The organism is Extensimonas soli (assembly GCF_029211265.1).
Taxonomy (GTDB): domain Bacteria; phylum Pseudomonadota; class Gammaproteobacteria; order Burkholderiales; family Burkholderiaceae_C; genus Extensimonas; species Extensimonas soli.
The window spans coordinates 133092-145880 of the sequence record NZ_JARGEL010000011.1 but is presented as its reverse complement, the minus strand read 5'-3'; the positions used below and the strand labels follow the sequence as shown (position 1 = coordinate 145880).

Genomic DNA, 12789 nt, shown 5'->3' with positions numbered 1-12789 from the left:
TGCAAATTTCAAATTAACAGAGTTTTGCCATGTCTTGCACGCATGCCGCCGCGGCGGCCGAAAATTTCTCTGCCACTGCCGCGCGGGGCCGCGGGCGGCGCCTGCAGGTGCGGCGCTCGCCCGTGCACGGCCGGGGCGTATTCGCGCTGCAGGACATCGCCGAAGGCGAGGCGTTGATCGAATATACCGGCGAAATCATCAGCTGGCAGGAGGCACTCGCGCGCCACCCGCACGATCCGGCGCAGCCGCAACACACGTTTTACTTCCACATCGATGACGAGCACGTGATCGACGGCAAGGTGGGCGGCAACGCCTCGCGCTGGATCAACCACAGCTGCGCGCCCAACTGCTACGCGGACGAACGCGCAGGCCGCATCTTCATCACCGCGCTGCGCAACATCCGCGCGGGCGAGGAGCTGAGCTTCGACTACGCGCTCGTGATCGACGCGCGCCAGACGGCCAAACTCAAGGCCGAATACGCCTGCCGCTGCGGCAGCCCCGACTGCCGCGGCACGCTGCTCGCGCCCAAGCGCGGGCGCAGCGGCGCGCGCCGGGGCCAGCCATGACGGGCGCGCCGTTGCACGCGGCAAGCGACACCGCAAGCGCGGCCCCACCGGCCTGGCCCATCCCCGCACTGCAGCAGGCGCTCGCGGCGCAGCTGCCGGGCGGCAGCGTCGAGGTGCTCGAACGCATCGATTCGACCAACACCGAGCTCATGCGCCGCGCGCGCGAGGGGCACTGCGCGCCCACGCTGCTCGTGGCCGAGCAGCAGACCGCGGGGCGCGGGCGCCTGGGGCGGCAGTGGCTCAGCAGCCCCGGCGATTCGCTGACCTTTTCGCTCGGGCTACCGCTTGCGCCGCGCGACTGGTCGGGCCTGTCTCTGGCCGTGGGGCTGAGCGTGGCCGAGAGCCTGCAGCCGGAGCTTCCCGCGTCTGCCCTGCCCCTGAAGCTCGGCCTCAAGTGGCCCAACGACCTGTGGCTGGCCGACGACCGCAAGCTCGGCGGCATCCTGATCGAGACCGCGAGCTTCGTGCTGCCGGGCGTGGGCAGCGGTTTTCCGTCCTCCCTGTGGGCGCCGGCCGCGGCCACAGCGGCGCGCTACGTGGTCATAGGCATAGGCATCAACATCCGCCCGCGCGACGCGCAAGGGTTCGCCACGCCGCCCGCCTGCCTGCAAGACATCGCCCCCGAAATGGACGCGCCCGCCGCGCTGCTGCGCCTGCTGCCGCCGCTATTGGAGGGCGTGCAAGCCTTCGCCGCGCACGGCTTTGCGCCGCTGCGCACGCGCTACGCCGCGCGTGATCTTTTGGCAGGGCGCGAAGTGCTGCTCAGCGACGGTGCCAGCGGCGTGGCGCAGGGCGTGGGCGCGGACGGCGCGCTGCAGGTGCAAACGCCCGCGGGCCTGCGCGCCATCACGAGCGCCGAAGTCAGCGTGCGCCCGCGCACCAGTGCTGCTGGCGCAGCGGCTGTGGCTGTGGCTGTGGCTGGCGCCCTTGCTGATGCTGGTGCTGCCGATGACGCCGACCCCGCGGCCACGGCAGTCCCTCCCGCGGCGCCACCATCCAAAGCCATATAAGCCATTTGTCCATGATGCGTCTTTTCGTCTCGCTCCTTTTTTTGCTGAATCTCGGCTACTTTGCCTGGTCGCACGGCGCTTTGCGCACGCTCGGCCTCGCGCCTGCCGAGACTTCCGAGCCGCAGCACCAACTGCAGCAGATCCGGCCCGAGACGCTGCAAATCCTGCGCACGGCGCCGGCCAGCGACGCAGCCCCGGCCTTCGCACCTTCCAGCGTGTCGCCGGGCACTGCGCAGACGCCCGCGTCGTCAGCACCCCCGACCGACGCCACGTCGGGCGCTGCGGCTCCAGCCGCCGCTTCCGAGGCGGCTTCGAAGGCGGCGACCGTGGCCGCTGCCGGCACCAACCCGGCCACCCCTGCAACGGCCTCCCGCAACGCTGCGGCGCCCGCGGTATGCCTGCAGGCCGGCACCTTCGACGCGCACCAGGCCGAGACGCTGCGCAAAACCCTGGCGCGCTGGCCGCAAGGCAGCTGGACGCTAGACCCCATGCCGGTCGCGGGGCGCTGGATGGTGTATCTGGGGCGCTTTCCGCAGGCGGACGTGCTCGACAAGAAAAAGGCCGATCTGCGCGAACTCGGCATCGCCTTCGACCGCCCCGGCGCCGCCTGGGAGCCCGGTCTGTCGCTGGGCCGTTACAGCACCGAGGAAGCCGCCCAGCGCGCCCTGGCCGAGCTGCGCGCCAAGGGCGTGCGCACCGCCCGCGTGGTGCCCGAGCGCCCCGCCGGCACGGCCTACGTGCTGCGCCTGCCCGCCGTCACCGAGGCCCTGCGCCCCCAAGCCGACGCGCTGCGGCCGCAGCTCGGGGGGAGGGCTTGGCGCAGTTGCGAGGGGTAAAGAGGGAACCCCTTGCAGCCTGTCGGACTTTGGACGTCGAAAGCGAGAATGGGCCGCTGCGGCACATTCGCAGCCGACGATTCCAAAGTCCGACAGGCTGCTAGTGGCGTCCATTTTTCAGGGGCCAGTTCAGTCCTTGATGCGACAAATAAAACCGATGGATTTTTGGTCTGGGCAAGGCGCAAACCGCAGCGATACCGGGTGGTATCGCGAGGATTTGCAACGCGGCCCGGGCCGAAAAGACGCGGTTTTATGTCGCAGAGTGCGTCGAACACTGCATTAGCTGCCCCAAGTCACTTCGCGCCCCTCGGCGGCGCTGCGCCGCAGCATGTCGATCAGCGGCGCAACGCGCTGGCGCAGGCGTATGGGCTCTTCCGCGGGCTCGACTTGCTCTTTCGAGGCTTCGCCTTGCTGCTCTTGCGCCGCTTGCCTGCGCGCAGCGATCAGGGCTTCTTCGGTGGCCACGGCGGCTTCGAGGGCGGCGATTGCAGCAGGAATTTGTTCCACCGTCAGGATGCCGGGCACGCCCGGCTCCCTGCCGATGAGCTGCAGCACGCGCCGCCCTTGCGGCTCGAGCATGATGAGGTCGGCCGTGGCGCGCGACTTGAATTTGTAGAGCATGAAATCAGACGTTTTGGGGTGCGTACATGTAGTCGCGCGTGAACGGATACTCGGACTGCGCGCCGCGCAGGCTGCCCGTTTCCGGTCGGCCGTCGGGGTGCGTGGCGAGCATCTGGTGGAGGGCTACCCAGCCGCGCTCGAAACCCAGCGCACAGCCGGCCAGGTAGAGGCGATAGGCGCGCAGGATTTTCTCGGCGCGCTCGGCGCCATGTGTGACGGCGAGCACTTCACGCGCTTTGGGCAGCTGCGCTTCCAGCGCGTCCGACCAGGCCCAGAGCGTGCGCGCATAGTGCGGGCGCAGATTTTCGGTATCGACCATCTCGAGGCCGCCCAGCGCCATGTGGCGCAGCACCGCGCCCACGTGCATCAGTTCGCCGCCGGGGAAGATGTAGCGGTCTATGAATTCGCCCATGCCGCCAGCGAGTTCGGAGTTTTCCACCCCGCCCGCCGTGATGCCGTGGTTCAGCAGCAAGCCGCCGGGGCGCAGCAGGCGGCGCACGGTGTGGAAATACGCCGTCATGTTGCGCCGCCCCACATGCTCGAACATGCCCACCGAGGCCACGGCGTCGAAGGGCTGGGTGCTGGGCAGCTCGCGGTAGTCGCGCAGCTCCATGCGCACGCGCCCCTGCAGCCCGAGCGCGGCAATGCGCTGCTGCACGTAGGCATGCTGGTTGCGCGAAAGCGTGATGCCCGTGGCATCGACGCCGTAATGCTCGGCCGCCCACAGCAGCAGCCCGCCCCAACCCGCACCGATGTCGAGAAAGCGCGCGCCCGGGCGCAGGCGCAGCTTGCGGCAGATGTGGTCGAGCTTGGCTTCCTGCGCCTGCGCGAGCGGCATGTCCGGCGTGCGGTAATAGGCGCACGAATACACGCGCCGCGGATCGAGCCAGAGCGCGTAAAAATCATCGGAAACGTCGTAGTGGAACTGGATGTTGCGTGCGTCGCCCGCAAGCGTGTGCGCCGCGCGCGAACGCAACCAGCCAAGCAGCCGCTGCCACGCGCCGGGTTTGCCCTGGATGGGGCTTGCGGGCAGCAAGGCCTCGGCAGCGGCCATGAGCTCACGCATCTTGCCCTCGAACGCCACCTGGCCCTCGACGATGGCCATGCCCACATCGCCGATCTGTCCAGAAGCCAGCGCCAGCGCGGCCTTGCGCTCGCGGATGCGGAAAATGACGGCCGCGGCGTTTTCCGCGGCGCCAAGTTTTTTGCCGCCTGGCAGTTCCAGGGCCACGGGCACTGGCAGGGCCTCGAGCCGTGCCGCCAGAGTGTCGGAATGTGCGCTCATGACGGGACATTTTTCCCGCCACTGCGCGGCGCGTCAATCGTCGGCCATGCTTGGCTGCCCAGGAAACTCGGCTACCGCGTGCACCCTATGCGCCTCGAGGGTAGATTGGCTATGATTTTGCGCCCTTTCGGACGCTTGTTCGGAGGCCGCTGCGCCATCATCCCGCGTGCTCACAAAGCATTCGATGCAGCAAAAAACCGTGGAAACTGCCCATGACTGCCCTTGCTGAAACATCCCTGCCGCCGGCCTACCAGACCTTGTCTGAGCTGTTGCACACCCGCTATAGCTGCCGCGCCTTTTTGCCACAGCCGCTGCCGCGCAGCACCGTGGAGCGCATTCTCGAGCTGACGCAACGCACGGCCTCGTGGTGCAATGCCCAGCCCTGGCAGCTGACCATCGTGAGCGGCGGTGCGCTCGAGCGCCTGCGTGTGGCACTGTGCGCGCATGTGGCCCAGGCGCAGCCCGCGCCCGATCTGCCCTGGCCGGGTGAGTACCGCGGCGTGTACCTGCAGCGCCGGCGTGAATGCGGCTGGGGGTTGTACCAGGCGCTGGGCATCGCCAAGGACGACCGCGCGGCCTCGCAGCGCCAGGCGGCGCAAAACTACACCATGTTCGGTGCGCCGCATGTGGCCATCGTCACGAGCGACGCGGCGCTCGGTGTCTATGGGGCGGTCGATTGCGGCGCCTACGTGGCCAATTTCATGCTGGCCGCGCACAGCCTGGGCGTGGGCTCGATCGCGCAGGCCGCGCTCGCGGCCTACCCGCAGGTGCTGCGCGCGCAGCTCGACATTGACACGGAGCGCACCATCGTCTGCGGCATCTCCTTCGGCCTGGCCGACCCCGACCACCCGGCGAACCAGTTCCGCACCCGCCGCGCACCCATCGCCGACGCCGTGCGCTGGTGCGAATGAGAGCCTGTCTGAGGAGGCGCTGAATGCCCTCCCTGCGCCCATCAGGCTGGGTGGATCAGGCCGCGCGTGCCAGCCACTGCTCGGCCAGGCGCACCCAGTAGCTCGCGCCCAGCGGGATCAGCGCGTCGTTGAAGTCGTAACTCGGGTTGTGCAAGGTGCAGGGGCCGCCGCCGTGGTCCACGTCGCGGTGCGCGCCTTCGCCGTTGCCGATGAAGCAGTAGGCGCCGGGCTTGGCCTGCAGCATGAAGGCGAAATCCTCTGCGCCCATGGTGGGCTCTTGTTCGAGCACGTGCTGCGCACCGACGATGCCGGCCATGACCTGGCGCGCAAACGCGGCCTCGGCGGGCGCGTTGATCGTGGGCGGGTAGTTGCGCTTGAAGGCAAAGTGGCAGCGCGCGCCGTGTGCTGCGCACAGGTGCTCGGCGACTTCGCGCATGCGTGCCTCGATCAGGTCGAGCAGTTCGAGCGTGAAGGTGCGCACCGTACCCTGCAGCTCGCAGCAGTCGGGCACCACGTTGCTCGCCTCGCCCGCGTGCACCATGGTGACCGAGATCACGCCGGCTTCGACGGGTTTGGTGTTGCGGCTGATGATGGTTTGCAGCGCCAGCACCAACTGGCACGCGATGGGCACGGGGTCTATGGTCATGTGCGGCATCGCGGCATGCCCGCCTTTGCCTTCGATGGTGATGTGAAATTCATTGCTCGAGGCCATCACCGGCCCCGGGCTCACGGCAAAGTGGCCCACGGGCATGCCGGGCCAGTTGTGCATGCCAAACACCGCCTGCATGGGAAAGCGCTCGAACAGGCCGTCCGCGATCATTTCGCGTGCGCCGCCGCCGCCTTCTTCGGCGGGCTGGAAGATCAGATAGACCGTGCCGTCGAAGTGGCGGTGCCGTGCCAGATATTGCGCCGCCGCGAGCAGCATCGCCGTGTGCCCGTCGTGCCCGCAGGCGTGCATACGGCCCGGATGGCGGCTCGCGTGCGCAAAGCTGTTGGCCTCGTGGATGGGCAGCGCGTCCATGTCGGCGCGCAGCCCGACGGCGCGCCCGCAGGCACCACCGTCGCGCCCGTGCACGATGCCGACCACGCCCGTCTGGCCCATGCCGCGGTGGATGGGAATGCCCCATTCGTCAAGCTTTTGCGCCACAAGGTCGGAAGTGCGCAGTTCCTGAAAGCACAGCTCCGGATGCGCGTGCAGGTCGCGGCGCAGCGCCGCAAAGCCGTCTGCCTGGGCAGCGATGGGTTCGATGATGTGCATGGTGTCGTGTCTCCTGCAGAAGGGCCGCAGCTGCGCGCAGCGCTGCGCCGTGAGGCGCCAGTCTAGCCCGAGGCCGATGCCCCTTGCAGCATTCCGGCCGGCTCTGCGTGCTACCCTGCGCGCATGTTTCAACCGACCCAAGCCGATGTGCGCCGCTTCTTTTGCGAGGTGCACGCCAAGGCCGCACGCGGCGCGCCGCTCGAGCCGCTCGAGACCCTGGCGCAGCTGTGGATTGCCGAGCACCCCGAATACCACGCCGAGCTGGCCGACGCGCAGGCCGCCGTGGCGCGCCATTACGACGACACGCCCGAGCGCACAAACCCCTTTTTGCACCTTTCGATGCACCTGGCGATCAGCGAACAGTGCAGCATAGACCAGCCGCGCGGCATCCGCCAGGCGGTGGAGCTGCTCACGGCGCGGCTCGATGCGCTGCACGACGCGCACCACGTGGCCATGGAATGCCTGGGTCAGATGCTGTGGGAGGGTCAGCGCCAGGGCCGCGCGCCCGATGGCGACGCCTACGTGGCCTGCGTGCAGCGGCGCGCCACGCGGGATTGAGCAGCGCGCACGGTGCTATACTAAAAATAGCTATTGGCGCACATTAATACTGCGTAAAGTGGCAAAAATGCCATCAAAAAAGCCCGCAACAGCGGGCTTTTTTGATGGCGTGCAGAGGATCAGCGAAAGCGCGACTCGGGAACGGTGCGCAGTTCGCCGTCGAGCGAACCTACGTAGTTCGCCAGTTCCTTGAGCTCGGCGTTTGAAAACTGCTTGGCGATGCCGCCCATGACGGGGTTGGAGCGGCCGACCACGGCGCTGGGCTCGGCCTTGTAGGACTTGAGCGCGACGAACAGGTAGTCGGCATGCTGGCCCGCGATCTTGGGATAGGCCGGGTCGATCGGTTTGGAGAAGTTGTCGCCGTGGCACGAGACGCAGGCGGCCTTTTGCAGCAGCGCCGCGACCTGGGGCTTGGGCTCGGTGCGCGGTTTGGCGGGCAATTCGGTGCTGCCGGTCTGGGACTTGCCGAGTTGCTCGTAATACGCGGCGAGGTCGGCGATGTCCTGGTCGGACAGCGAGGCCGCGATGCCGCGCATGGTGGGGTGGCGGCGGTCGCCCTTGCGGTAGGCGTCGAGCGCCGAGGCGATGTACTTGGCATTTTGCCCCGCGATCATGGGCACCTTGTGCACTTCAGGGAAGGTGGCCTGGTAGCCGGGGATGCCGTGGCAGCCCACGCACATGGCGATTTTCTTGGCCCCTGCCTGGGCGTCTCCTTGCACCTCGGCAGCGTGGGCGGTGGCGATGGCGGTCACGGAGGCGACAGCCAGAGCGAACAATGTGGTCAGCTTTTTTGTCATTTTGCGCGCACAATGGTGTAAAAAAACAGCCTGCGGCTGTGATCGGTGGTTGATTATAGCCAGCGCTTGTCAAGCCCATTTATCAACGTTTTGCCATTCCATCCATGAAATTCCAAGGCTCCCAGAACTACGTCGCTACGCCCGACCTCATGCTTGCCGTGAACGCGGCCATCACCCTGCAACGCCCGCTGCTCATCAAGGGCGAGCCCGGCACCGGCAAGACCATGCTTGCCGAAGAAGTGGCGCAGGCGCTGAACATGCCGCTGCTGCAGTGGCACATCAAGAGCACGACCAAGGCGCAGCAGGGCCTTTATGAATACGACGCCGTAAGCCGCCTGCGCGACAGCCAGCTCGGCGACGCCGACAGCGCCACGCGCGTGCAGGACATCCGCAACTACATCGTGCAGGGCGTGCTCTGGCGTGCGTTCACGGCAGACCAGCCCGTGGCGCTGCTGATCGATGAAATCGACAAGGCCGACATCGAGTTCCCCAACGACCTGTTGCGCGAGCTCGACCGCATGGAGTTCTACTGCTACGAAACGCGCGAGCTCATCCGCGCCAAGCACCGCCCGCTGGTGTTCATCACCTCGAACAACGAAAAAGAGCTGCCCGATGCGTTTTTGCGCCGCTGCTTCTTCCACTTCATCAAGTTCCCCGACGCCGACACCATGCGGCAGATCATCGGCGTGCACTTTCCCACGCTCAAGGGTGAGCTCATCAGCGCCGCGATGAAGACGTTTTACGACGTGCGCGGCCTGCCCGGCCTGAAGAAAAAGCCCTCGACGAGCGAGCTGCTCGACTGGCTCAAGCTGCTCGTGGCCGAGGACATCCCCGTCGAGGCGCTGCAAAGCGGCGACGACAAGATCGCCATACCGCCGCTCGTGGGCGCGCTGCTCAAGAACGAGCAGGACGTGAGCCTGTTCGAAAAGCTGGTGTTCATGAACCAGCGCAACCGCTGAGCGCCGGCGCCAAGCTGCCACCCACTGCCGCTGCCAAACCGCGCCTGCCCAAGCCCACTTCCGCGCCCCACGCCGATCCCCATGACCGCGTTCGCCCCACCCGTCACCTTGCGCGCACACGGCGTGCGCCTGGAGCCGCTTGCTGCTGCGCACGAGGCGGGGCTTGCGGCGGCGGCGGCCGACGGGCAGCTGTGGCGCCTGCGCGTGAGCTCGGTGCCCGAGCCGCAGCACACGCGCGCCTACATCGAGCAGGCGCTGGCCATGCAGGCCGAGGGCAGCCGCCTGCCCTTTGCCGTGTGCGACGAGGCCACGGGGCGCGTGCTCGGCAGCACGAGCTACCACGACATCCTGCCCGCAGTGAAGCGCCTGGAGATCGGCTGGACCTGGTACGCCCAAAGCGTGCAGCGCACGCATGTGAACACCACCGCCAAGCTGCTGCTCATGGGGCACGCCTTCGACACGCTGGGCTGCCACGTGGTCGGCTGGCGCACCGACAACTTCAACTTTGCGAGCCAGCGCGCCATCGAGCGCCTGGGCGCGAAGAAAGACGGCGTGCTGCGCGGCCACGCGCTGCGCCGCGACGGCACCATACGCGACACCGTGATGTACAGCATGCGCGCCGGCGAGTGGCCCGAGGCGCGCGCCCAATTGCTCTACCTTTTGCAGCTGCATGCGCTTGCCACATAAGCGCTGGAGGCCAAAATCATGCTCATCGATTTTTTCTACACGCTGCGCGCTGCGCAGCTGCCGGTATCGGTCAAGGAATTCCTCAGCCTGCTCGAAGCGCTCGAGGCCGGCATCGTCGGCCCGCGCTCTGAAGACGCCTGGAGCCTGGACGACTTCTACTTCATGGCGCGCCTGGCGCTCGTGAAGGACGAAAAGCACTACGACAAGTTCGACCGCGCCTTTGCCGCGTACTTCAAGGGCGTGGAAACGGCGGCCGACCTCGCCGCGCGCGAGCTGCCCTCGGACTGGCTCACGCAGATGCTCGAGCGCGAGCTCAGCGACGAGCAAAAGGCTGCGCTCAAAAAGCTCGGCTGGGACGAGCTCATGGAAACGCTCAAAAAGCGCCTAGCAGAGCAAAAAGGCCGCCACGAAGGCGGCAGCAAATGGATAGGTACGGGCGGTACCAGCCCGTTTGGCAACGGTGGCTACAACCCGCAGGGCATACGCATAGGCGGGCAGAGCAAAAACAAAAGCGCCGTCAAGGTCTGGGAACAGCGCGCCTACCAGGACTACGACGACCAGCAGGAACTGGGCACGCGCAACATCAAGGTCGCGCTGCGCCGCCTGCGCCGCTTTGCGCGCGAGGGCAACGAACTCGAGCTCGACCTGCCCGACACCATACGCAGCACGGCCGCGAACGCGGGCTACCTCGACATCAAAATGGTGCCCGAGCGCCACAACAACGTGAAGGTGCTGCTGCTCATGGACGTGGGCGGCACCATGGACGAGCATATCCAGCGCGTCGAAGAGCTGTTTTCTGCCGTGCGCAGCGAGTTCAAGCACCTGGAGTTCTACTACTTCCACAACTGCATCTATGACTTCATGTGGAAGAACAACCGCCGGCGCTTTGCCGAAAAATTCCCCACCTGGGACATCATCCGCAAATACAACAAGGACTACAAACTGATCTTCGTGGGCGATGCGACCATGAGCCCCTACGAGATTTTGCAGCCCGGCGGCAGCGTCGAATACAACAACGAGGAGCCCGGCGCTGAATGGCTGCAGCGCCTCACGCACGCCTTCCCCAAATTCGCCTGGATCAACCCCGAGCCGCCCGGCGTGTGGCAGTACCGCCAGAGCATCAGCATCATCCAGCAGCTCATGGCGCAGCGCATGTACCCGCTCTCGCTCAAAGGGCTCGAAGACGCGATGCGGCTGCTGTCAAAATAACTGGATGCCTAGGAGCCTGTCGGACTTTGGAATCGTCGGCTGCGAATGCGCCGCAGCGACCCATTTTTTACCGTCTTCTTGCCCCATAGTCCCGCTATGGGGCGGCGAATCCGGCAAAAACTGGTCACGCTGGGGCACCTTCTCGCTTTCGACGCCCAACGTCCGACAGGCTCCTAGCCGCGCCATAGCGCCGGCCCGCGGGCCGGCGTTGTTTTTTCTGCTGTTTGCGCTCGCCCTGCTGCTGCCCGGTTGCAGCGTATGGCAGCGCGTCACGGGCCGGGGCACTGATGTCGATGCGGCCGCCGCAGCCGAAGGCCGCGCCGCGTTCACGCTCGAAGTGCAGGCGCCCGATGCGCTGCGTGCCCTGCTCGAGCGCCACCTCGAACTGCAGCGTTTTCGCCAGCTGCCCGACTTGCAGGAAGGCGAGTTGCAGCGCCTGCTCGCGCGCGCCGACGAAGATGCGCGCGAGCTGCTCGCGACGCAAGGCTATTTTGCGCCGCGCATCACCATCGAAACCCATGCCGCGCCCGGCGATGTGGCGGCCGCGCGCGTGGTGCGGCTGCGCGTCGATCCGGGGCCGCAGACGCGCGTCGTGCGCGCCGACATCGGCTTCGTCGGCCACAGCGTGAGCGCGCAGACAGACACGCCCGTGGGCCGGCCCGGTGCGCCCGAAAGCGGCGCGCGCCAGCTGCAGCGTGTGCAAAGAAGCTGGGAGCTCCCGCCCGGCCAGCCCTTCACCCAGGCCGGCTGGGACGCCGCGAAGAAAGAAAGCCTGCACCAGCTGCAGGCGCGCCGCTACCCCGCCGCGCGTCTGGAGAGCAGCCGCGCCGACATTGACGCCGACAGCAACGAGGCGGCGCTGAGCGTGCTCTACGACCCGGGCCCGCCGTATTTCTTCGGCCCCTTGCGCATCGAAGGCAGCCAGCGCTACGACCCCGAAGGCGCGCGCCGCATCGCACGCCTGCCCACGGGCAACCTCTACTCCGAGGCGCAGATGCTCGACGCCCAGCAGCGCCTGGCCGCGAGTGGCTATTACGACACCGTGTTTTTGCTGCTCGACACCGAGGCACCCGACCCCAAGGCCGCGCCCGTCGTCGCCCAGGTGCGTGAGGCGCCGCTGCAGAAGTTCGTCTTCGGTGCGGGCGTCTCCACCGACGCCGGCCCGCGCCTGAGCGTGGACCATATCCACAACCGCGTGCCCGGCATAGGCTGGCGCGCGGTGAGCCGGCTCGCGCTCGACAACAAGGACAAGCTCCTGGGCACCGAGCTCATGGACCTGCCCGGCGAAACGGGCTGGCGCTGGTTCGGCAGCGGCAAGCTGCAGCGCGAGGACACGGGCGACTACCGCGTCAACAGCGGACGCTTGCGCGCGGGCCGCAGCAAGAGCGACCTGCGCATAGACCGCAGCTATTTTCTGCAGTACGACAACGCGCACAGCCAGGGCCTGAACCCGCCGCCCACGAGCAGTTCGCTCAGCGCCAACTACGCCTGGACGGGGCGCTATTTCAACAGCAACCTCGCGCCCACGCGCGGCTATGGGCTGGGGCTCGAACTCGGCGCGGGCAGCACGCTCGGCGAACGCCACGAACCCTACGCGCGCAGCCTGCTGCGCTGGCAGTGGTTCGTGCCACTGGGGCGCGTGGAAGGCGAGGATGGACGCGGGCGCCGCAGCCGCCTGGCCGTGCGCACCGACCTGGGCGCCGTGCTCGCGCGCACCAACGCCCCCGTGCCCGTGACCGAGCTCTTCCTCACCGGCGGCGATGCCACCGTGCGCGGCTACGCCTACCGCAGCATAGGCGCACGCACCGAGAACAACCAACTCTACGGCGGCCGCTACCTGGCCGTGGGCAGCGTCGAATGGCAGCGCCCCATGCTGCGCGACGGCCGCTTGAGCGATTGGGAAAACACCTTTTTCATCGATGCAGGCGCCGTTGCCGACCGCGTGCGCGCGCTCGACCCGCGCGTGGGCGTGGGCACAGGCGTGCGCTGGCGCAGCCCCGTGGGGCCGCTGCAGGCCGACCTGGCCTACGGCGTGCGCGTGCACAGCCTGCGGCTGCACATGCGGCTGGGGTTCAATTTTTGAGCACGACCG

14 protein-coding genes are annotated in these 12789 nt (G+C 67.5%); 9 read left to right on the top strand and 5 right to left on the bottom strand.

Annotated features, from left to right (window positions below):
- The first annotated feature begins 29 nt into the window (after positions 1-29).
- The 3 genes from PYV55_RS03765 to PYV55_RS03755 are packed head-to-tail and all read left to right on the top strand — an operon-like array spanning position 30 to position 2412.
- A complete protein-coding gene (locus PYV55_RS03765; protein WP_275849367.1) occupies positions 30-566 on the top strand; it encodes an SET domain-containing protein in 537 nt (178 codons plus the stop codon).
- A complete protein-coding gene (locus PYV55_RS03760) occupies positions 563-1576 on the top strand; it encodes a biotin--[acetyl-CoA-carboxylase] ligase (RefSeq protein WP_275849366.1) in 1014 nt (337 codons plus the stop codon). The genes PYV55_RS03765 and PYV55_RS03760 overlap by 4 nt, the downstream gene beginning before the upstream one ends.
- An 11-nt stretch (positions 1577-1587) precedes the next feature.
- A complete protein-coding gene (locus PYV55_RS03755) occupies positions 1588-2412 on the top strand; it encodes an SPOR domain-containing protein (RefSeq protein ID WP_275849365.1) in 825 nt (274 codons plus the stop codon).
- A 279-nt stretch (positions 2413-2691) separates the two neighbouring features.
- On the opposite strand, the gene PYV55_RS03750 is transcribed toward PYV55_RS03755, so the two are convergent.
- Positions 2692-3033 carry a DUF1840 domain-containing protein gene (locus tag PYV55_RS03750; RefSeq protein WP_275849364.1) on the bottom strand — a complete coding sequence of 114 codons (342 nt, stop codon included), beginning with the start codon at positions 3031-3033 and terminating at the stop codon, positions 2692-2694.
- A 4-nt stretch (positions 3034-3037) separates the two neighbouring features.
- Positions 3038-4318: a class I SAM-dependent methyltransferase gene (locus PYV55_RS03745; protein WP_275849363.1), complete on the bottom strand. Its 1281-nt coding sequence runs from the start codon at positions 4316-4318 to the stop codon at positions 3038-3040.
- Positions 4319-4530: 212 nt separating this feature from the next.
- Between PYV55_RS03745 and PYV55_RS03740 the strand changes: the two genes are divergently transcribed.
- Positions 4531-5229 (top strand): nitroreductase, encoded by a 699-nt coding sequence (locus tag PYV55_RS03740; RefSeq protein WP_275849362.1) that lies wholly within the window; start codon positions 4531-4533, stop codon positions 5227-5229.
- Between the two features lie 55 nt (positions 5230-5284).
- On the opposite strand, the gene PYV55_RS03735 is transcribed toward PYV55_RS03740, so the two are convergent.
- Positions 5285-6487, bottom strand: a complete 1203-nt coding sequence (locus PYV55_RS03735; RefSeq protein ID WP_275849361.1) for a M20 aminoacylase family protein — start codon at positions 6485-6487, stop codon at positions 5285-5287.
- Positions 6488-6610: 123 nt separating this feature from the next.
- Here PYV55_RS03735 and PYV55_RS03730 point away from each other — a divergent pair, with 123 nt between their 5' ends.
- The gene (locus PYV55_RS03730) at positions 6611-7045 is read left to right on the top strand and encodes a DUF1841 family protein (RefSeq protein ID WP_275849360.1); all 435 of its coding nucleotides are present in this window, start codon (positions 6611-6613) and stop codon (positions 7043-7045) included.
- A 119-nt stretch (positions 7046-7164) separates the two neighbouring features.
- Here the strand turns inward: PYV55_RS03730 and PYV55_RS03725 are convergent, their stop codons facing one another.
- Positions 7165-7842: a c-type cytochrome gene (locus PYV55_RS03725; RefSeq protein ID WP_275849359.1), complete on the bottom strand. Its 678-nt coding sequence runs from the start codon at positions 7840-7842 to the stop codon at positions 7165-7167.
- Between the two features lie 104 nt (positions 7843-7946).
- Between PYV55_RS03725 and PYV55_RS03720 the strand changes: the two genes are divergently transcribed.
- The 3 genes from PYV55_RS03720 (at position 7947) to PYV55_RS03710 (ending at position 10697) form a co-directional block, all read left to right on the top strand.
- Positions 7947-8801: an AAA family ATPase gene (locus PYV55_RS03720; RefSeq protein ID WP_275849358.1), complete on the top strand. Its 855-nt coding sequence runs from the start codon at positions 7947-7949 to the stop codon at positions 8799-8801.
- 81 nt (positions 8802-8882) lie between these two features.
- Positions 8883-9488, top strand: coding sequence for a GNAT family N-acetyltransferase (locus PYV55_RS03715; RefSeq protein ID WP_275849357.1), 606 nt, complete (start codon positions 8883-8885; stop codon positions 9486-9488).
- Positions 9489-9506: 18 nt separating this feature from the next.
- Entirely contained in the window at positions 9507-10697 is a 1191-nt protein-coding gene (locus PYV55_RS03710) for a vWA domain-containing protein (protein WP_275849356.1), read from the top strand.
- On the opposite strand, the gene PYV55_RS03705 is transcribed toward PYV55_RS03710, so the two are convergent.
- Complete coding sequence (locus PYV55_RS03705) at positions 10689-10856, bottom strand: hypothetical protein (RefSeq protein ID WP_275849355.1); 168 nt, start codon at positions 10854-10856, stop codon at positions 10689-10691. The genes PYV55_RS03710 and PYV55_RS03705 overlap by 9 nt on opposite strands.
- 49 nt (positions 10857-10905) lie before the next feature.
- Between PYV55_RS03705 and PYV55_RS03700 the strand changes: the two genes are divergently transcribed.
- Complete coding sequence (locus PYV55_RS03700) at positions 10906-12780, top strand: autotransporter assembly complex protein TamA (RefSeq protein ID WP_407066762.1); 1875 nt, start codon at positions 10906-10908, stop codon at positions 12778-12780.
- Positions 12781-12789: the final 9 nt, after the last annotated feature.

Excerpts from the sequence above, each read along its gene's own strand:
- PYV55_RS03765 (WP_275849367.1), top strand. The coding sequence starts at position 30 with ATGTCTTGCACGCATGCCGCCGCGGCGGCCGAAAATTTCTCTGCCACT.
- PYV55_RS03760 (WP_275849366.1), top strand. The coding sequence starts at position 563 with ATGACGGGCGCGCCGTTGCACGCGGCAAGCGACACCGCAAGCGCGGCC.
- PYV55_RS03755 (WP_275849365.1), top strand. The coding sequence starts at position 1,588 with ATGATGCGTCTTTTCGTCTCGCTCCTTTTTTTGCTGAATCTCGGCTAC.
- PYV55_RS03750 (WP_275849364.1), bottom strand. The coding sequence starts at position 3,033 with ATGCTCTACAAATTCAAGTCGCGCGCCACGGCCGACCTCATCATGCTC.
- PYV55_RS03745 (WP_275849363.1), bottom strand. The coding sequence starts at position 4,318 with ATGAGCGCACATTCCGACACTCTGGCGGCACGGCTCGAGGCCCTGCCA.
- PYV55_RS03740 (WP_275849362.1), top strand. The coding sequence starts at position 4,531 with ATGACTGCCCTTGCTGAAACATCCCTGCCGCCGGCCTACCAGACCTTG.
- PYV55_RS03735 (WP_275849361.1), bottom strand. The coding sequence starts at position 6,487 with ATGCACATCATCGAACCCATCGCTGCCCAGGCAGACGGCTTTGCGGCG.
- PYV55_RS03730 (WP_275849360.1), top strand. The coding sequence starts at position 6,611 with ATGTTTCAACCGACCCAAGCCGATGTGCGCCGCTTCTTTTGCGAGGTG.
- PYV55_RS03725 (WP_275849359.1), bottom strand. The coding sequence starts at position 7,842 with ATGACAAAAAAGCTGACCACATTGTTCGCTCTGGCTGTCGCCTCCGTG.
- PYV55_RS03720 (WP_275849358.1), top strand. The coding sequence starts at position 7,947 with ATGAAATTCCAAGGCTCCCAGAACTACGTCGCTACGCCCGACCTCATG.
- PYV55_RS03715 (WP_275849357.1), top strand. The coding sequence starts at position 8,883 with ATGACCGCGTTCGCCCCACCCGTCACCTTGCGCGCACACGGCGTGCGC.
- PYV55_RS03710 (WP_275849356.1), top strand. The coding sequence starts at position 9,507 with ATGCTCATCGATTTTTTCTACACGCTGCGCGCTGCGCAGCTGCCGGTA.